Below are 18,454 nucleotides of genomic sequence, written 5' to 3'. Positions count from 1 at the left end.
GGGGCGGGGCACCGGATCACCTGATGCGCATGAAGTCGTTTGCTATCGTCGCCGCACTGGCGCTGTCCACTGCTATCGCCGGTTGCAGCACCATCGGCTCGCAGATTTTTTCCAACGACTATGGCGCGGTTACCGACGCCGGTTACCAGCTGCCGCGCGTCCCGATCGAGAAAGTGCCGTTGAAGTACCATCGGCAGGAAGTGAACTACGACAGCCCGGAAAAGCCGGGCACCATCATCGTCGATACGCAGAACAAGTTCCTCTATTTCGTCGAAGCTGACGGCCGGGCTATTCGCTACGGCATCGGCGTCGGCCGCGAAGGCTTCGAGTGGCACGGCACCGCCCACATTGCGCTCAAGCGCGAATGGCCGACCTGGACGCCGCCGAGGCAGATGATTCAGCGCCAGCCCGAATTGGAAAAATTTGCCGGCGGCATGGAGCCGGGCCTGAAGAACCCGCTCGGTGCGCGCGCCATGTACCTGTTCAACAAGGGCGGTGATTCGGGCTATCGCCTGCATGGCAGCCCGGAATGGAATTCGATTGGCAAAGCGATGTCGTCGGGCTGCATCCGCCTGATGAATCAGGACATTATCGACCTCTATGACCGCGCCTCGGTCGGCGCCAAGGTCATTGTTCTTTAGACCATGATCCCGAGAAACCGGTACCGGTTCTCGGAAAAATCATGATCAGATAGAGGCAGCTTTCGTACGCGGACCGTCTAGGCAACAACGGACGTCCCAAACAGAAAACCGGGCACTTTGGCCCGGTTTTTTGTTTTTTGCGATGGATCGAGTTTGTTAGCCGGCAAGGCGGCGAGCTGAACCGTCAAGAAACCTGTTCGACCTGCTGCACTTCCGGCACGAAGTGGCGCAGAAGGTTCTGGATGCCGTGCTTCAGCGTCGCCGTCGACGACGGGCAGCCGGCGCAGGCGCCTTTCATGTGCAGGAACACCGTGCCGTTCTCGAAGCCGCGGAAAGTGATGTCGCCGCCATCCTGGGCAACCGCCGGGCGCACGCGCGTATCGAGCAGTTCCTTGATGGTGATGACCAGTTCCTCGTCAGCCTTGTCGTAGAACTCGCCGGTCAGGCTGGTCTCGGCGGCAGGGCCGGCCTTGGCCATGACAGGCGCACCGGACATGAAATGTTCCATGATGGCGCCGAGGATCGCCGGCTTCAAATGCTGCCAGTCGGGGCCATCCTTGGTCACGGTGATGAAGTCATAGCCGAAGAAAACACCGGTAATGCCGGCAATTTCAAACAGCCGGCCGGCGAGCGGCGAGGCAATTGAGGCGCTCTCGGCATCGCGGAAATCGGCGGTGCCTTCCAGAAGCACTTCCTTGCCGGGCAGGAATTTCAGCGTCGCCGGGTTTGGCGTCGATTCGGTCTGGATGAACATGGCCGTCTCCGTGCCCGTTTCGGGCAGCTAGTTTGGAATAATTCTAAATAGGCCCAATCCGCTGGACATTCAAGCGAAACGCATCGTCGGAACGGCTGGCTGGCGGAATGTTTTTGCGCCCCCGGGAGGTGATCGAAGGTGTGTTGAGGTTCAAGTCAGGCCGCCCTGACATCGATACACCTCAGGCGAGGCTGTCGATCTCTTCATCCGAAAGGTTCTGCGGCACGACCGTCACCGGGATCGGGAAGGCGGCACCCTTGCCGGCCACGGCGCCGACCAGCGGGCCCGGGCCCTCCTTGCCCGCACCGGCGGCCAGCACCAGGATGGCGATGTCCTGGTCTTCCTCGATCAATTTGTGGATCTCTTCCGTCGGCTTGCCTTCGCGCACCACCATCTCCGGCTCGATGCCAAGCTTCTGGCGCACCTTGCTGGCATAGCTGTCGAGTGCCGCGCGCGCCGTGGCGTTCGCCTCCTCGCGCATGATCTTCTCGACGCCCAGCCAGTGCTGGAAATCGTCCGGCTCGATGACGTAGAGCAGCACCAGCGTGCCGCTGGTGCTCTGCGCCCGCTTCGAGGCGTAGGCGACGGCGCGCTCACACTCGGGCGTGTCGTCGATGATCGCCAGGAACTTGCGGCGATGGCCGGCTTCGCGGCTGAGGCGTTTGGAGACCATGTCTGTGTACTCGGTGTTACTGAGGCCGCAATCTGCCACCGCCGCAGACCGGCGGCAAGCCGCCGGCCTAGGGCCAGTATGGTGCAGTGCGACAGCGAGAGATCAGGCCTGCAGCAGCCCGATGATGTCGCGCACGGTCTTCATCGTCGCCTCGGCCAGCACGCCGGCGCGCTCGCCGCCGTCCCTGAGCACCGCGTCGACATAGGTGCGGTCGTCGGAAATGCGGCGCATCTCGCTGGCGATCGGCGCCAGTCTTTCCACCGCAAGGTCTGCCAGTGCCGGCTTGAACACCGAAAACTGCTGGCCGGCGAACTCCTTGAGCACATCGGCCTTGGACATCTCGGCGAGGCCAGCATAGATGCCGACCAGGTTTTCCGCCTCGGGCCGGGCGGCCAAGCCGTCCAGTTCGCTCGGCAACGCTTCCGGGTCGGTCTTGGCCTTGCGGATCTTCTTCGAGATGGCATCGGCATCGTCGGTCAGGTTGATGCGCGACAGGTCCGACGGGTCCGACTTCGACATCTTCTTAGAGCCGTCGCGCAGCGACATGATGCGCGCCGCCGGCCCGCCGATGACCGGCTCGGTCAGCGGGAAATAGCCGTTCACGGTCTCTTCCCCGACCTGCATCTCGACGCCGACGCCAAGACGGGCGATGCGGTCCGAAAAATCGTTGTTGAATTTCTGCGCGATGTCGCGGGTCAGCTCCAGATGCTGCTTCTGGTCCTCACCCACCGGCACATGCGTTGCACGATAGAGCAGAATGTCGGCAGCCATCAGGGAGGGATAGGCAAGCAGGCCGAGTGACGCGTTCTCGCGGTCCTTGCCGGCCTTGTCCTTGAACTGCGTCATGCGGTTCATCCAGCCGATACGCGCCACGCAATTAAAGATCCAGGCAAGCTCCGCATGCTGCATGACCCGCGACTGGTTGAAGACGATGTGCTTCTTGGGGTCGATGCCCGAGGCCAGGAACGCCGCGGTGATCGACCGCGTCTGGTCGGCGAGGTCTTCATAAACGAGTTGGGCGGTCAGCGAATGCAGGTCGACGACGCAATAGATGCAGTCGGAAGTGTCCTGCAGGGCGACGAATTTCTTGATGGCGCCGAGATAGTTGCCGAGATGCAGATTGCCGGTCGGCTGGACGCCGGAAAAGACGAGTGGCTTGAATGCGGTCATGATTTCCTCATGGCTTGTGGAGGGCCGTTTCGCGCGCGGCGAAAGTCTTTCGACGGCGCGCTTATGGACGAGAGCAGCGTTGCGATCAAGACCGGCGTTGCCGACCGGTTGCCCGGTCTATTCGTCCGGTTCGATTCTTGCGGCCAGGGGTGCTCCCTTGGCCTCGCCCCGTTTGACATTGCGACGGATCATGCCGAAATCGGCGCCGCCGGTTGCAAACGCGGTGACGAAGTAGAGCAGTGCCCCGCCGGCAACCAGCGCCAGGAGCGTCGTCGCCTTGACGACCAGCGGCGAACCCGGGCCGAGCCTCACGGCGAACCAGTGCTCGGCAAAATAGAGCGCCGCCCCCATCACCACCGCCGACAGCACCAGCCGCGGAATGCGTTTCATCAGGGGCACGTCGCGGCCCCAATGGCCGCGCCGGATCAAGACGCCGAGCAGCATCATCGCGTTGACCCAGCCGGCGACGGCCGAGGCCACCGCGATGCCGGGAGCGCCCATCCGTGGAAACAGCGTCAGGGCCGTGGTGACGTTTACCGCTACCGAGATGGCGGCAAAGATCATCGGCGTGCGCGTGTCCTCACGGGCGAAGTAGCCCGGTGTGAACGCCTTGATCAGCACGAAGGCTGGCAGGCCGAGGCCGAAGATCGCCAGGATCGCCGCCACCGTCGGCGTCGAGCCGTTGGCGGCGAACGCCCCCCGTTCATAGACCAGCCGCACGATCGGGTCCGACATGACCCAGAGTGCGGCGGCGGCCGGCAAAGTCAGGAACAAGGTAAATTCGACCGAACGGTTCTGCAGATTGGCCGCCTCGATCAGATTGCCCGACTTCAGCGCCCGCGACAGTTCGGGCAACAGCACGATCGCGACCGCGACGCCGACCACGCCGAGCGGCAACTGGTAGATGCGGTCGGCATAAGCGAGCGAGGACACCGCGCTGTTCTGCGCCGAGGCGATTGCCGTGCCGATCAGCTGGTTGATCTGGGTGATGCCGCCGGTGATTGCCGCCGGCAGTGCCAGGATCAGCAGCCGCTTGACTGCGGGCGTCATTTTCGGACGGCGAAAGCCGATCGAGATGCCGGCATGGCGCACCGCCACCCAGACGATCGCCAGTTGCACCAGTCCGGCGGCAAGCACGCCCCAGGACAGCCCGTAGCCGACGGTGAGCGCGTCGGAGCCCCTGTACCAGGCATAGGCGAGCACGCCGATCAGGATGACGTTGAGGAACACCGGTGCCACCGCGGCGGCGAAATAGCGGCGCAGCGAATTGAGCATGCCCGCCATCATGGCGCCGAGCGACATGCAGATCAGATAGGGGAACATGATCGTCGCCAGCGTCACCGTGGTGTCGAACTTCCCCGGCGTGCCGGCAAAACCGGGCGCCACCAAATAGCGCACGATCAGCGGCATCGACAGTTCCATGATGATCGTCAGCGCCAGCAGAGCCGTGAACAGGACGCCGAAGACTTCCTCGGAGAAGCGCTTGGCGCCATCGGTACCGTGGGTCTCGATCTCCTTGGCGAACAGCGGCACGAAGGCAGCATTGAAGGCGCCCTCGGCAAATAGCCGGCGAAAGGTGTTGGGAAACTGGAATGCGGCGTTGAAGGCGTCGGCGACTGGTCCGGTGCCGAGCGCTGCGGCCATCAGCATCTCACGGCCGAAGCCGAGCGCGCGGCTCATCAGCGTGCCGGAAGCGACCGTTGCGAATTTCTTGACGAGGCTCATGCGTTTGGAGACTGCCTGCAGGATGAGGACAAAGTGATGGTGGCGGTCACTCGGCCGCTGCCTTGGCCTTGCCGCCGCGTTCGGGCACGATGCCTTCGAGCGTTGCCACCAGCCGGTTGCGGATGGTGGCGATGCGAGCCGGGCTGTCGATCTTCTGGCCGGTGAGATCGGTGACATAGAAGGTGTCGATGACCTTCTCGCCGAAGGTGGTGATGTGGGCCGATGCGATATCGAGCGACAGGTCGGAAAGCGTTCCGGTGATCTCCGACAGCAAGCCCGGCCGGTCCAGGCCCTCGACCTCGACGACCGAGAAGCGGTTGGACAGCGTGTTGCGGATTTCGGCGCGCGGCGGGATCTTGAATGCCTTGGAGCCGCGCCGCGGCTTGGTGCGCTTCTCGATCATCTCCGGCAGCCAGCTCTTGCCTGAGAGCACGTCCTCTATCAGCCGTCCGACACGCTCGGCACGCCGGCGCTCGTCCTCGTCGCGGTCGAATTCTCGCGAGATCAGGATGGTGTCCAGGGCGCGGCCATCCGACGTCGTGAAGATCTGTGCGTCGACGATGTTGCCACCGGCTCCGGCGCACGCCCCTGCGATGACCGAGAGCAGGCGGGGATGGTCCTGCGCCAGCACGGTGATTTCGGTCACGGCCTCGAACTGATGGGTCTTGACCATGGTGGCGAGCTTCTTGCCCGCCACATCGGCCTCGCGGATGAACTCGGCATGGCGCAGCTGGTCGGCGAGATCGACGGTCAAAAGGTAGTTCTCGTAGTGTTGGCCGACATAGCGCTTGCGGACCTTGTCCGGCCAACTGGCGAGTGCCTCGGCGAGAAGCTCGCGCGCCGCCGCCGTGCGCTGAGCGCGCGACACTTCCGAAAAGCCGCCGGTCAAAAGCAATTCGGTCTCGTAGTAAAGCGTGCGCAGCAACTGGCCCTTCCAGCCGTTCCAGACACCGGGTCCAACGCCCCTGATGTCGCAGACGGTCAGGACCAAAAGCAGCTTCAACCGCTCGACCGACTGCACGATCGCGGCGAAATCCTCGATGGTCTTGCGGTCGTTGAGGTCGCGGGTCTGCGCCGTCATCGACATCACTAGATGGTTCTCGACCAGCCAGGCAACGGTTTCGGTATCGGCTGGAGACAGTCCCATATGCGGGCAGATGCGCCGGGCGATCCTGGCACCGACCTCGGAATGATCCTCCGGCCTGCCCTTGGCGATGTCGTGCAGCAGCACGGCGACATAGAGCGCCTCGCGGCTCTTCTTCAGCCCCGGCATCAGCGTGTGCGCGAGGGGATGGACCTTTTCGCCGTCGCCGCGCTCGATCTCGGCCAGCACGCCGATGCAGCGGATCAGGTGCTCGTCCACCGTGTAGTGGTGGTACATCGAGAACTGCATCATGGCGACGATCTTGCCGAAATCCGGGATCAGTCTGCCGAGCAGTCCGGCCTCATTCATGCGCCGCAGATTGAGTTCGGCATTGCGGTCCGAGGTCAGGATGTCGAGGAACAGCCGGTTGGCTTCCTCATCGCGCCGCAGCGACTTGTTGACCAGGCCGAGCGAGCGGGTCAGCAGTTTCAGCGCATCGGGGTGGAATTCAAGGCCGTGCTTGTCGGCAAACCAGAACAACCTCAAAAGATTGACCGGATCGCGTTCGAACACCTGGTCGTCGGCGATGTTGATGCGGTGGTTGTCGACGATGAAATCCGACGTGCCGGCCAGCTTGCGCTTGCGTCGCGAGAAGGTGAGGAAGATACGGTTGAAGCCCGGCACGTGCTTGGCCTGCTCCTCCTCGAGCGCGGCACAGAAGATGCGGGTCAAGTCGCCGACATCCTTGGCGACGAGGAAATAGTGCTTCATGAAGCGCTCGACCGCCGATAGGCCGGGGTGGGTTGTGTAGCCGAGCCGTTCGGCGATCTCGCGCTGGATGTCGAAATGCAGCCTTTCCTCGGCCTTGCCGGTGAGAAAATGCATATGGCAGCGTACCGCCCACAGAAAATCCTCGGCCTTCAGGAACTCCCGGTATTCGCCCTCGGTGAAGACGCCCTTGTCGACCAGTTCCTCGCCGGTACGCACCCGGTAGAAATATTTGCCGATCCAGAACAGCGTCTGCAGGTCGCGCAGGCCGCCCTTGCCGTCCTTGACGTTGGGCTCCACGAGATAGCGGCTTTCACCGGCCTTGGCATGACGGTCGTCACGTTCGGCAAGCTTGGCCTGGACATATTCGGGGCCGGTCGTGCGCACCACCTCATGGTCGAAGCGCAGCATCAGCTCGTCATAGAGTTTTTCCTCGCCCCACAGGAACCGCGCTTCGAGGATCGAGGTGCGGATCGTGATGTCGTTGCGCGACAGCCGCACGCATTCGTCGATATTGCGGGTAGCGTGGCCGACCTTCAGCCCCAGATCCCACAGCATGTAGAGTATGTATTCGACCGTCTGTTCGCCCCATGGCGTCTGCTTGTAGGGCAGCAGGAACAACAGGTCGATGTCGGACCCGGGCGCCAGCGTACCGCGGCCATAGCCGCCGACGGCGACGACGGCCATGCGCTCCGCCGAAGACGGGTTCTTGACCCGGTAGACATGGGTGACGGCGAAATCGTAGAGCGCCCGGATGATCTCGTCCATGAGATGCGACAGCCGCGCCGCGCAGGCGCTGCCGCCGCCGTCGTCCCGCAGCATCCGTTCGGCAATGGCGCGCCCGTCTGCCAGCCGCCCCTTGAGCAGATGGAGCACACCGCTGCGCGCCGTCTGTGCGGAGCCGTCGCCTGCCTTGGCCGCAGTCAGCGCGGTCATCTCGCGTCGCAAGGCTTCGCCATCGATCAGTTCGTCGAGCTTCAGGGAGATTCTTGCCATATGTCCAGGTCGGCCTTGCCTTTTCGGCGGCGTCTATAGCGCGTTTTCGCGGCGCTGGGTATGGGGCGGAAATACGAGCCCGCTCTCGCTCAAGCGTGCTTGGCATCCACCCGCAACGAGATGAAGAAATTTAACCCCTTGACCTTCCAGTTACTGGAAGCCCTATCTCCGCGTCACCCACCGACCCTTAGAGGCATTTTCGCATGACGCATTCCGATCACGATCATCACGCGCATGGCGGCTGCTGTTCGGCAAACCGCGAAGCACCTGCCGCACAGGCCGTCGTCCGCGATCCGGTCTGCGGCATGACCGTCGACCCGGCCGCCGGCAAGCCGACGTCCGAGCATGATGGCCATCTCTATCATTTCTGCAGTCAAGGCTGCCGCACGAAATTCGTCGCCGAGCCGGAAAAATTCCTGACTGCCACCGATCCGGTCTGCGGCATGAGCGTCGACCGTGCGACAGCCAGGCACTTCGTCCGCCACGAAGGTCAGGGCTTCTACTTCTGTTCCGCTGGCTGCCAAGCGAAATTCGAAGCGGAGCCGCAAAAATATCTCGGCGACAGGCCGGCGCCCCAGGCGATGCCCAAGGGCACGCAATACACCTGCCCGATGCACCCCGAAATCATCCGCGACAAGCCCGGCTCCTGCCCGATCTGCGGCATGGCGCTGGAGCCGATGGGCGTCCCGACAGGCGATGAAGGGCCAAATCCCGAACTGGTCGATTTCACCAGGCGGTTCTGGGTCAGTGCCGCACTGTCTGTGCCGTTGCTGATCGTCGCCATGGCGCCAATGCTCGGCCTGACGTTCCAGGCCTTTATCGACGAGCGGACGATGGTCTGGCTGGAGCTGGCGCTGGCCAGTCCCGTCGTGCTGTGGGCGGCGCTGCCCTTCTTTCATCGTGGCTGGGATTCGATCCTCAACCGCAGCCCCAACATGTGGACCCTGATCTCGCTAGGTGTAGGTGCTGCCTATCTCTACAGCGTCGTCGCGACGCTGTTTCCGGACATTTTTCCGCATCAGTTCCGCGGCCATGGCGGTGCCGTGCCGGTCTATTTCGAGGCTGCCGCCGTCATCGTCGCGCTGGTCTTCCTTGGCCAGGTGCTGGAATTGCGCGCGCGTGAAAAGACCGGCTCGGCAATCCGTGCCTTGCTCGATCTCGCACCCAAGACCGCGCGGCTGTTCGCCGCCGACGGTTCCGAAAGCGATGTGTCGCTTGATGCGGTCAAGGCCGGCGATCGCCTGCGCATTCGTCCCGGCGACGCGGTGCCGGTCGACGGCATCGTGCTGGAGGGCCGTTCCTCGATAGACGAATCGATGATCACGGGCGAGCCGTTGCCGGTCGAAAAGACTGAAGGCGATGCCTTGACCGGCGGCACGCTCAATAAGAACGGTTCGCTGATCATGCGCGCCGAGCGGATCGGCTCCGAGACGACGCTGGCGCGCATCGTCGAGCTCGTCGCCAAGGCGCAACGCTCGCGCGCCCCGATTCAAGGGCTGGCCGATCGCGTTTCCTTCTACTTTGTCCCGGCCGTCGTCCTCATCGCGATTGCCGCTTTCGTCGCCTGGGCCATGTTCGGACCCGAGCCCAGCCTGATCTTTGCCATCGTCTCGGCGGTGTCGGTGCTGATCATCGCTTGCCCCTGTGCGCTCGGCCTCGCCACGCCGATGTCGATCATGACGGCCACCGGGCGTGGGGCGCACGCCGGTGTACTGATCAAGGAAGCCGCGGCACTCGAACGCTTCGCCTCCGTCGACACGCTGATTGTCGACAAGACGGGTACGCTGACCGAAGGCCGGCCGAAACTAACCGATGTCGTTGCGGCAAAGGGCTTTTCCGAAGACGAATTGCTGGCGCTTGCCGCAGGCCTGGAGAAGGGGTCGGAGCATCCGCTGGCCGAAGCCATCGTCGAAGGCGCCGCTACGCGCGGCATAGCCGTCGCCGATGCCAGCGGCTTCGAGGCGGTCACCGGCAAGGGCGTCTCCGGCACCGTATCGGGAAAGAAGGTCGCGCTCGGTAATGCCGCGATGATGGCCGATATCGGCATCGACACCGCATCCATCTCGGCTCAGGCCGAGACGCTGCAGGCGGAAGGCAAGACGGCGATGTTCGTCGCCGTCGGCAAGAAACTGGGCGGCATTGTCGCTGTCGCCGATCCGGTCAAGGCGACCACCGCCGAGGCGATCAAGGCGCTGCATGGCAGCGGCCTGAGGATCATCATGGCGACCGGCGACAATGAGCGTACGGCCAACGCCATTGCCAGGAGCCTCGGCATCGACGAGGTTCGCGCCGGCCTGTTGCCGGAACAGAAGGCGGGCCTCGTTGAGGAACTGCGCGCAAAAGGCGCGGGCGTCGCCATGGCCGGCGACGGCGTCAACGACGCACCCGCGCTTGCCGCGGCCGATGTCGGCATCGCCATGGGCACCGGCGCCGATGTCGCCGTCGAAAGCGCCGGCATCACCTTGGTCAAGGGCGACCTCAATGGCATCGTGCGGGCCCGCACGCTGGCCCAGGCGACGATCCGCAACATCCGCCAGAACCTGTTCTTTGCCTTCCTCTACAACGTGCTTGGCGTGCCGGTCGCTGCCGGCGTGCTCTATCCGCTCACGGGCACGCTGTTGTCGCCGATGCTGGCGGCGGCGGCGATGAGCCTGTCCTCGGTGTCGGTGATATCAAACGCCCTGCGGCTCAGAACATTGAAACTCTGATCCAAGCCCCCAAATACGAAAACCAATCAACAGGAGACCAGGAATGACCTTGGCTAAGAAAATCGTGCTTTTGCTGATGGCGGCCGGAATGCTGGTTGCCGTCTTCCTCGAAAGCGTTCCGGCGCAGAGCGAAGAGATGAAACACGACATGGGCGCCATGGCGACGGGCGCGGCGACTAGCCCTTCGACGGAAGGCTACAAGGCGGCGATGGACAAGATGCACACCGACATGATGGCGTCCGAGTACACCGGCAATGCCGACGTCGATTTCGTCAAGGGCATGATCCCGCACCATCAAGGTGCCATCGACATGGCCAAGGTCGTGCTTGCCAATGGCAAGGATCCGGAAATCCGCAAGCTCGCCGAAGGCGTCATCGCCGCCCAGCAAGCCGAGATCAAGCAGATGCAGGCATGGCTCGCCGCCCACCCGGTGAAGTAAGCTTCAGGCAATCGCCAAGGCAATCGAGAACGCCTCTGGATTTCTCGCCCAGCCTGTGATGCGATCCGGCCCCACTGGAGCTTGTCATGCCATCGATCATCAGAACCACCAAATTGCCGTCTGGCGAAGCCGTTCAGGTGCTTGGTCAGGGGACATGGAAGATGGGTGAGGATATCAGCCGCCTCACCGATGAAGTGAATGCTCTCAAGCTCGGCCTCGACCTCGGCATAACACTGATCGACACCGCTGAAATGTATGCCGGCGGCCGCGCCGAGGAGGTGGTGGCCGAGGCTATTGCCGGGCGCCGCGACGAGACCTTCCTGGTTTCAAAGGTTCTACCATCAAACGCTTCGCGCGAGGGCGTGCAGCGCGCCTGCGAAAACAGCCTGAAACGCCTGCGCACCGACCGCATCGATCTCTATTTGCTGCATTGGCCCGGCGGCGTGCCGCTGACCGAGACGGTCGCGGCCTTCGAGGCCTTGAAAGAGGACGGCAAGATCCGCCACTGGGGCGTCAGCAATTTCGACGCCGACGAGATGGAAGAACTGGTCGGCCTGCCAGATGGCGGCAACGTCCAGACCAACCAGGTGCTCTACAATCTGGTCCGGCGTGGCCTCGAATTCGATCTCGCCCCCTGGAGTCGGCAGCGCGGCATCCCTTTGATGGCCTATTCGCCGGTCGAGCAGGGCGCGCTGGCGCGCAATGCCCGGCTCGACGCAATTGCCGCCCGCCACAACGCCACGGCCGCACAGATCGCCTTGGCCTGGGTGATGCACCAGGAGGGCGTCATCGCCATTCCGAAAGCCAGCCGCCAGCAGCACGTCCGCCAGAATGTCGCTGCACTCGACATCAAGCTTACGGGCGAAGATCTCGCCGATCTCGACCGCACCTTCCCGCCGCCGACGCGCAAGCGCGGCCTGGAGATGATCTGACTACTTGCCCGCCAGCCCCTTCAGCCGGTAAAGCGCTTCCAGCGCCTCCCTTGGCGTCATCTCGTCAGGATTGATCTCGCCCAGCGCTGCACCCAGCGCATCACTTTTCACCGGCTTCGGCGCTTCGCGCTTCACCGCCACCGAAAACAGCGGCAGATCGTCGACCAGCCGGTTGGTCTTGCCTGAGACCTCGCCTTCTTCGAGCTGGTGCAGCACTTCCTTGGCCCGGTCGACCACCGCTTCGGGCAGGCCGGCCAGCCGCGCCACCTGCACGCCGTAGGAACGGTCGGCGGCGCCCTTGCCGACCTCGTGCAGGAAGACGACGTCGTTTTCCCATTCCTTGACCCGCATGGTGACGTTGTGCAATCGCGCCAGCTTGCCGGCGAGCGACGTCATCTCGTGGAAATGGGTAGCGAAGATTGCCCGGCAGCGGTTTTTCTCGTGCAGGTATTCGACGGCCGCCCAGGCGATCGACAGGCCGTCGAAAGTGGCGGTGCCGCGGCCGATCTCGTCGAGGATGACCAGCGCCCGTTCACCGGCCTGGTTGAGGATCGCCGCCGTCTCGACCATCTCGACCATGAATGTAGAGCGGCCGCGCGCCAGATCGTCCGAGGCGCCGACGCGCGAGAACAGCCGGTCGACGACGCCCACATGTGCCGATGTCGCCGGCACGAAGGAGCCGGTCTGGGCCAGGATGGCGATCAGCGCGTTCTGCCGCAGGAACGTCGACTTGCCGCCCATATTGGGACCGGTCAAAAGCCAGATCGCGCCGTTCCTGGCGCTGCCTTCCGGCGACAGGTCGCAGTCGTTGGCGACGAACGGGCCTTCGCCGGAGCGGCGCAGCGCCTGCTCGACCACCGGATGCCGCCCGCCCGCAATCTCGAAAGCCAAGCTCGAATCCACCACCGGCCGGCACCAGGCTTCGCTTTCCGACAAAAGCGCGAGTGCCGCCGACACGTCGAGCACGGCCAGCGCATCGGCGCCGGCGCGGATCTTTTGCGCCTCGCCGACCGCTTCCGCCGTCAGCGCGTCGAAGGCGGCTAGCTCGATGCTGAGCGCCCGGTCTGCGGCATTGGCGATCTTGGTCTCCAGTTCGGCGAGTTCGGTCGTGGTGAAGCGCATGGCGTTGGCCATGGTCTGCCGGTGGATGAAGCGCGCCTTGGCGCCGTCGCTACCGGTCATGATCGCATGGTGATTGGCGGTCACCTCGATGTAGTAGCCAAGCACATTGTTGTGCCGGATCTTCAGCGAGCGGATGCCGGTCTCTTCGATCAGCGAACGCTCCAGCCCGGCGATCACCTTTCGCGATTCGTCGCGCAGCGCCCGCATCTCGTCGAGATCCGGGTGGTAGCCACCGCGCACGAAGCCGCCGTCGCGCTTCAGCAGCGGCAGTTCCTCGCCAAGCGCCTGCGTCAGGTGCTGGGCCAGCGCCTGAGGCAGCGCCTGAATGGCGGCCAGTGCCGCCGTGAGCTCCTGGGGCAGGGCGGTCGCGGCAAAGATTTCGGCGATCGCGCCTGCCGCCTCGAAACCGGCGCGCAGCGCGCCGAGATCGCGCGGGCCGCCGCGGTTGAGCGCCAGCCTGGATAGTGCCCGCGGCATGTCGGCAACGCTCTTCAGGCTCGATCGCACCGCCTGGCAGAGCCGCGTTTCGGAGCGGAAGAACGACACTGAATCCAGCCTGGCGCCGATCGCCGCCGGGTCGGTCAGCGGCGCCATCAGCCGGTCGGCGAGCAGCCTTGCACCGCCACCGGTCACCGTGCGGTCGATCGCCTTGAACAGCGAGCCCTCGCGGCTGCCGGAGAGCGTGCGCAGCAGTTCGAGGTTGCCGCGCGTCGCCGGATCTATGAACAGGGTCGAACCCTGCTCCTCACGCTCCGGCCGCGACAGCGGCGGCCGCTCGGCCTTCTGCGTCTTTTCGACATAGGCAATGGCACCGGAGATCGCCGACAGTTCGGCGCGCGAAAAGGCGCCAAAGGAGTCCGGCGTCGCCACGTCGAAGAAACGGGCGATGCGCCCGGTGGCCGATGCCGAATCGAACAGCGACGGCGGCTGCGGGCTGGCGACGCGGCCGAGCACGTCGAACACCGGCTTCAGCTCCGGATCGTAAAACACTGGCTCGGCGACGATCAGCTCACGCGGATCGACACGGAAGATGTCGGCCAGCAGCCGGTCGGCGGTGGTGTCGGTGACGCGGAAGGCGCCGGTCGAGATGTCGATCCAGGCCAACGCAAAGGCGTGATCGGTCCCTCCACCCTTCACCCGCCCCAAGGCCATCAGAAAACTTGATTCCGACGGCGCCAGCAATTTGTCCTCGGTGATGGTGCCAGGCGTCACCAGCCGCACCACGTCGCGGCGCACCACGGATTTCGAGCCGCGTTTCTTCGCCTCGGCCGGATCCTCGATCTGCTCGCAGACGGCAACGCGAAATCCCTGGCCGATCAGCTTCTGCAGATAGTCGTCGGCCGCATGCACCGGCACGCCACACATTGGAATGTCGAGCCCTTGATACTTGCCGCGCTTGGTCAGCACGATGCCCAGCGCCCGGCTCGCCTTCTCGGCGTCGTCGAAGAACAGCTCGTAGAAATCGCCCATGCGGTAGAACAGCAGCGAATCCGGGTTCGCCGCCTTGATCTCGATGAACTGCTCTATCATCGGCGTGGCGCCGGCGGTCGGCAACGGCGTCATGGCCTCGGGGGCGTCCGGCTCGTTCGGAGTATGCATGTTCATGCACGGCACGCTAGCAGATGTGATCGCACGATTTAATGCCGGGGCTTCGAAAAACAGGGGACTACCGGGCTGCCGGGTGTTCGCAATTTCCCGGACGATCCGCGATTCCCAAGCGCTGGCGGTTTACACGCGGCGGCGCGTGGTCTTAATTCGGATCGAAACAAAGCACCCGCCTCAACGAGGTGCTGCACCGGCGAGGAAATCAAGAACATCATGGCCAGGAAAACCGAGAACAACGGTCCGTCCGTCAGCGCGCAGGAAGCGCTCGAATTCCACGCCATGGGCCGCCCCGGCAAGCTGGAAGTCGTCGCCACCAAGCCGATGGCAACGCAACGCGATCTGAGTCTCGCCTATTCGCCTGGTGTCGCGGTTCCGGTTCTCGCCATCGCCGAGGACCCCAGCCGCGCCTTCGACTACACGACGCGCGGCAACATGGTCGCCGTCATCTCCAACGGCACCGCCATTCTCGGCCTCGGCAATCTCGGCGCGCTCGCCTCCAAGCCGGTGATGGAAGGCAAGGCGGTGCTGTTCAAGCGCTTCGCCGATGTCGATTCCATCGATCTCGAGGTCGATACCGAGGACGCCGACGAGTTCATCAACTGCGTGCGGTTCCTCGGCCCGTCCTTCGGCGGCATCAATCTCGAGGACATCAAGGCGCCTGAGTGTTTCATCATCGAGCAGCGGCTGCGCGAATTGATGGACATCCCGGTCTTTCACGACGATCAGCACGGCACGGCCATCATCTCGTCCGCCGGCCTGATCAACGCGCTGGAGGTCACCGGCCGCGACATGAAGACCACCAAGATGGTCTGCAACGGCGCCGGTGCCGCCGGCATCGCTTGCATCGAATTGATGAAGGCGATGGGCTTCACGCCCGAAAACATCATTTTGTGCGACACCAAGGGCGTGGTCTTTCAAGGCCGCACCGAAGGCATGAACCAGTGGAAATCGGCGCATGCGGTCAAGACCGAGGCACGCAGCCTCGCCGAGGCGCTCGACGGCGCCGATGTCTTCCTTGGCCTTTCCGCCAAGGGTGCGCTCACCACCGCAATGTTGCGGTCCATGGCCAAGAACCCGATCATTTTCGCCATGGCCAATCCCGACCCGGAGATCACGCCGGAGGAAGTGGCCGAGATCCGGACCGACGCCATCATGGCGACCGGGCGTTCCGACTATCCTAACCAGGTCAACAACGTGCTCGGCTTCCCCTACATCTTCCGCGGTGCGCTGGATGTCAGGGCCACCACCATCAATGACGATATGAAGATCGCCGCCGCGCAGGCACTTGCGGCGCTTGCGCGCCAGGACGTGCCCGACGACGTCGCCGCCGCCTATCAGGGCAACCGGCCGAAATTCGGCCCCAACTACATCATCCCGGTGCCGTTCGACCCGCGCCTTATCTCGGCCATTCCGATTGCGGTGGCCAAGGCGGCGATGGATTCAGGCGTCGCCCGCAAGCCGATCCTCGATCTCGACCGCTACGCGCAGGAACTGTCAGCCCGCCGTGACCCGATCGCCTCGACCTTGCAGCGCATCTACGACCGTGTGCGCCGCCAGCCCAAGCGCATCGTCTTCGCCGAGGGCGAGGAGGAACAGGTGATGCGCGCCGCCGTCTCCTATGTGAACCAGAAGCTCGGCACCGCCATCCTGCTTGGTCGCGACGACGTCATCAAGGACAACGCCAAGCTCGCCGGCATCGACCTCAACAAGCAAGGCATCGAGATCATCAATGCACGGCTGTCGCGCCGCAACGGCGTCTACACCGATTACCTCTACGAGCGCATGCAGCGCAAAGGCTTCCTGTTCCGCGACTGCCAGCGGCTGATCAACAACGACCGCAACCACTTCGCCGCCTGCATGGTGGCGTTGGGTGATGCCGACGGTATCGTCACGGGCGTGACCCGCAACTATTCCACCGCGCTCGACGACATCCGCCGCGTCATCGATGCCAGGCCCGGCCACCGCGTCATCGGCGTCTCGATCGTGCTGGCACGGGGCAGGACCGTGCTGGTCGCCGACACCGCCGTGCACGATATGCCGAACGCCGAGCAGATCGCCGACATCGCCGAGGAGGCGGCAGGCTTCGCCCGCCGCATGGGCTATGAGCCGAGGCTTGCCATGCTTGCCTATTCGACCTTCGGCCATCCGCAGGGCGAGCGCTCCGAACGCGTCCAGGAAGCCGTGCGCATCCTCGACAAGCGTCGCGTCGATTTCGAGTATGACGGCGAAATGGCCGCCGATGTCGCGCTCAACGCCCGCGCAATGGCGCAATATCCGTTCATCCGGCTGACCGGCCCGGCCAATGTGCTGATCATGCCGGCGTTCCACTCGGCCTCGATCTCGACCAAGATGCTGCAGGAACTCGGCGGCTCGACGGTAATCGGCCCGCTGCTGGTCGGGCTGAACAAGCCTGTGCAGATCGTGTCTCTGAATGCCAAGGACTCGGACATCGTCAACATGGCGGCGATCGCGGCATATACGGCTGGGACTTGACGAACGGTCCGCGCCGCGGACGAAAAGCCGACGACCTGGCTTTCGGACAGGACGGCGTCCAGACGGCCGCCGGCGCTCAGCCATAAGAGATTGATAAGATTCAGCTGATATAGGGAATGTCCTGCCGACGTGCCGTGATGGCATCTACGGCTCGCTCAGACCGCCAAAACGGGGGTGCGGCCATGAAGCATGATCGAGTTCCAGCATCGGTGGTCGGCGAGGGGGCCTATCAGGACGAACGCCTGGATGCGCTTCTCAGCATCACCGGCCGCATGGACGGCTATCTCTACCGCTGTCGCAACGATGCGTCCTATACCATGCTCTACATCAGCGACGGCATTTTCACCGTCAGCGGTTATTGGCCGAGCGATTTCATTCACAACGCGGTGCGTGACTATGTCTCGGCCATCCATCCGGATGATCTCGCCGCCGTTTATGCCGCCGTCGACGGCGCGCTCGAGGCGCGCTGCAACTGGAACGTCGACTATCGCATCGTCCCGCAGGTCGGCGAACCGCTATGGGTGCGCGAGATCGGCGGCGGTGTCTGGGACGACACCGGGAAACTCGAATTCCTGGAAGGTTTCGTCGTCGACATCAGCGACCGCAAGGTTGTCGAGGACCTCAATTCCCAGCTGCTGCTGGATCTGAAGGCAGCCAACGAGGAACTGTCCGTGCAAAAGCGGGAGATCGAACTGGCGAAGCTGCAGAGCGACCATTCGGCCAACCACGATGCATTGACCGACTTGCCCAACCGGCGCGCCTTCCACGATGAACTGAAATCGGTGGTCGCCCGCTGTGGCGCCACCGGCGAGGCGGCCGGTCTTCTGTTCATCGACCTCGACCGGTTCAAGCAAGTCAACGACACGCTCGGCCACGAGGCCGGCGACGCACTGCTGCAGCGCGTATCGAAGAACCTTCGCTCCATCTTGCGCAGTGACGATTTCGTGGCGCGGCTTGGTGGCGATGAGTTCGCCTTCCTGTTTTCGGGAGAGCCGGATCTCGCGCGGCAAAAGGCGGTGCGGGTCGCCGAGCGCATCCTGGAAAGGCTGCAGATCAAAATCCCGGCGCCGGATAGCGCCATCCAGATCGGCTGCACCGTCGGTATCGCCATGTATCCTGTGGACGCCGCCGATTCGGATGCCCTGGTCGCGCTCGCCGACCGGCTGATGTATATCGGCAAAAGAAATGGCCGCAACCGATTGGTCACTGCCGGAGAACTGACTTCGCAAGAACAGTCCGGATCTCGCCAGCCGATTCGCAAGACCGCCTAGGCTAGTTTCCGTCCACAAACGGCAAATAATTGATTTTGTTGAGTGAATCGTAGCTTTGCATGAGCAAGGCCCG

General features: G+C 63.7%; 12 protein-coding genes. 6 read left to right on the top strand and 6 right to left on the bottom strand.

Annotation, left to right across the window (positions count from 1 at the left end; genetic code table 11):
- Window positions 1-23: 23 nt before the first annotated feature.
- Window positions 24-641, top strand: coding sequence for a L,D-transpeptidase (locus tag X744_RS141650; protein WP_023762747.1), 618 nt, complete (start codon window positions 24-26; stop codon window positions 639-641).
- A gap of 184 nt (window positions 642-825) precedes the next feature.
- On the opposite strand, the gene X744_RS141655 is transcribed toward X744_RS141650, so the two are convergent.
- The 5 genes from X744_RS141655 to X744_RS141675 all read right to left on the bottom strand — a co-directional run bounded on the left by X744_RS141655 (window position 826) and on the right by X744_RS141675 (window position 7,811).
- A complete protein-coding gene (locus tag X744_RS141655; protein WP_023762746.1) occupies window positions 826-1,395 on the bottom strand; it encodes a NifU family protein in 570 nt (189 codons plus the stop codon).
- Window positions 1,396-1,576: 181 nt separating this feature from the next.
- Entirely contained in the window at window positions 1,577-2,068 is a 492-nt protein-coding gene (locus X744_RS141660; RefSeq protein WP_023762745.1) for a universal stress protein, read from the bottom strand.
- Window positions 2,069-2,170: 102 nt separating this feature from the next.
- Window positions 2,171-3,238, bottom strand: coding sequence for a tryptophan--tRNA ligase (gene trpS / locus X744_RS141665; protein ID WP_023762744.1), 1,068 nt, complete (start codon window positions 3,236-3,238; stop codon window positions 2,171-2,173).
- Window positions 3,239-3,355: 117 nt separating this feature from the next.
- Complete coding sequence (murJ, locus tag X744_RS141670) at window positions 3,356-4,963, bottom strand: murein biosynthesis integral membrane protein MurJ (protein WP_023762743.1); 1,608 nt, start codon at window positions 4,961-4,963, stop codon at window positions 3,356-3,358.
- A 46-nt stretch (window positions 4,964-5,009) separates the two neighbouring features.
- Entirely contained in the window at window positions 5,010-7,811 is a 2,802-nt protein-coding gene (locus X744_RS141675; RefSeq protein ID WP_023762742.1) for a [protein-PII] uridylyltransferase, read from the bottom strand.
- 203 nt (window positions 7,812-8,014) lie between these two features.
- On the opposite strand from X744_RS141675, the gene X744_RS141680 reads away from it, so the two are divergent.
- The 3 genes from X744_RS141680 (at window position 8,015) to X744_RS141690 (ending at window position 11,890) form a co-directional block, all read left to right on the top strand.
- Window positions 8,015-10,519, top strand: a complete 2,505-nt coding sequence (locus X744_RS141680) for a heavy metal translocating P-type ATPase (RefSeq protein ID WP_023762741.1) — start codon at window positions 8,015-8,017, stop codon at window positions 10,517-10,519.
- Between the two features lie 43 nt (window positions 10,520-10,562).
- Complete coding sequence (locus tag X744_RS141685; RefSeq protein WP_023762740.1) at window positions 10,563-10,958, top strand: DUF305 domain-containing protein; 396 nt, start codon at window positions 10,563-10,565, stop codon at window positions 10,956-10,958.
- A gap of 86 nt (window positions 10,959-11,044) precedes the next feature.
- Complete coding sequence (locus X744_RS141690) at window positions 11,045-11,890, top strand: aldo/keto reductase (RefSeq protein WP_023762739.1); 846 nt, start codon at window positions 11,045-11,047, stop codon at window positions 11,888-11,890.
- On the opposite strand, the gene mutS is transcribed toward X744_RS141690, so the two are convergent.
- Window positions 11,891-14,617 (bottom strand): DNA mismatch repair protein MutS, encoded by a 2,727-nt coding sequence (gene mutS / locus X744_RS141695; protein WP_023762738.1) that lies wholly within the window; start codon window positions 14,615-14,617, stop codon window positions 11,891-11,893.
- A 213-nt stretch (window positions 14,618-14,830) separates the two neighbouring features.
- Here mutS and X744_RS141700 point away from each other — a divergent pair, with 213 nt between their 5' ends.
- Window positions 14,831-17,110: an NADP-dependent malic enzyme gene (locus X744_RS141700; protein ID WP_023762737.1), complete on the top strand. Its 2,280-nt coding sequence runs from the start codon at window positions 14,831-14,833 to the stop codon at window positions 17,108-17,110.
- Window positions 17,111-17,292: 182 nt separating this feature from the next.
- Window positions 17,293-18,381 carry a sensor domain-containing diguanylate cyclase gene (locus X744_RS141705; protein WP_023762736.1) on the top strand — a complete coding sequence of 363 codons (1,089 nt, stop codon included), beginning with the start codon at window positions 17,293-17,295 and terminating at the stop codon, window positions 18,379-18,381.
- Window positions 18,382-18,454 lie beyond the last annotated feature (73 nt).

This window comes from Mesorhizobium sp. LNHC252B00, assembly GCF_000502955.1.
In the GTDB taxonomy this organism is placed as follows: Bacteria; Pseudomonadota; Alphaproteobacteria; order Rhizobiales; family Rhizobiaceae; genus Mesorhizobium.
This window is presented reverse-complemented; position numbering and strand designations above follow the sequence as displayed.

Coding starts and splice junctions, on each gene's coding strand:
- mutS (WP_023762738.1), bottom strand. CDS start 14,617: ATGAACATGCATACTCCGAACGAGCCGGACGCCCCCGAGGCCATGACG.
- X744_RS141690 (WP_023762739.1), top strand. CDS start 11,045: ATGCCATCGATCATCAGAACCACCAAATTGCCGTCTGGCGAAGCCGTT.
- X744_RS141675 (WP_023762742.1), bottom strand. CDS start 7,811: ATGGCAAGAATCTCCCTGAAGCTCGACGAACTGATCGATGGCGAAGCC.
- X744_RS141705 (WP_023762736.1), top strand. CDS start 17,293: ATGAAGCATGATCGAGTTCCAGCATCGGTGGTCGGCGAGGGGGCCTAT.
- murJ (WP_023762743.1), bottom strand. CDS start 4,963: ATGAGCCTCGTCAAGAAATTCGCAACGGTCGCTTCCGGCACGCTGATG.
- X744_RS141660 (WP_023762745.1), bottom strand. CDS start 2,068: ATGGTCTCCAAACGCCTCAGCCGCGAAGCCGGCCATCGCCGCAAGTTC.
- X744_RS141685 (WP_023762740.1), top strand. CDS start 10,563: ATGACCTTGGCTAAGAAAATCGTGCTTTTGCTGATGGCGGCCGGAATG.
- X744_RS141680 (WP_023762741.1), top strand. CDS start 8,015: ATGACGCATTCCGATCACGATCATCACGCGCATGGCGGCTGCTGTTCG.
- trpS (WP_023762744.1), bottom strand. CDS start 3,238: ATGACCGCATTCAAGCCACTCGTCTTTTCCGGCGTCCAGCCGACCGGC.
- X744_RS141700 (WP_023762737.1), top strand. CDS start 14,831: ATGGCCAGGAAAACCGAGAACAACGGTCCGTCCGTCAGCGCGCAGGAA.
- X744_RS141650 (WP_023762747.1), top strand. CDS start 24: ATGCGCATGAAGTCGTTTGCTATCGTCGCCGCACTGGCGCTGTCCACT.
- X744_RS141655 (WP_023762746.1), bottom strand. CDS start 1,395: ATGTTCATCCAGACCGAATCGACGCCAAACCCGGCGACGCTGAAATTC.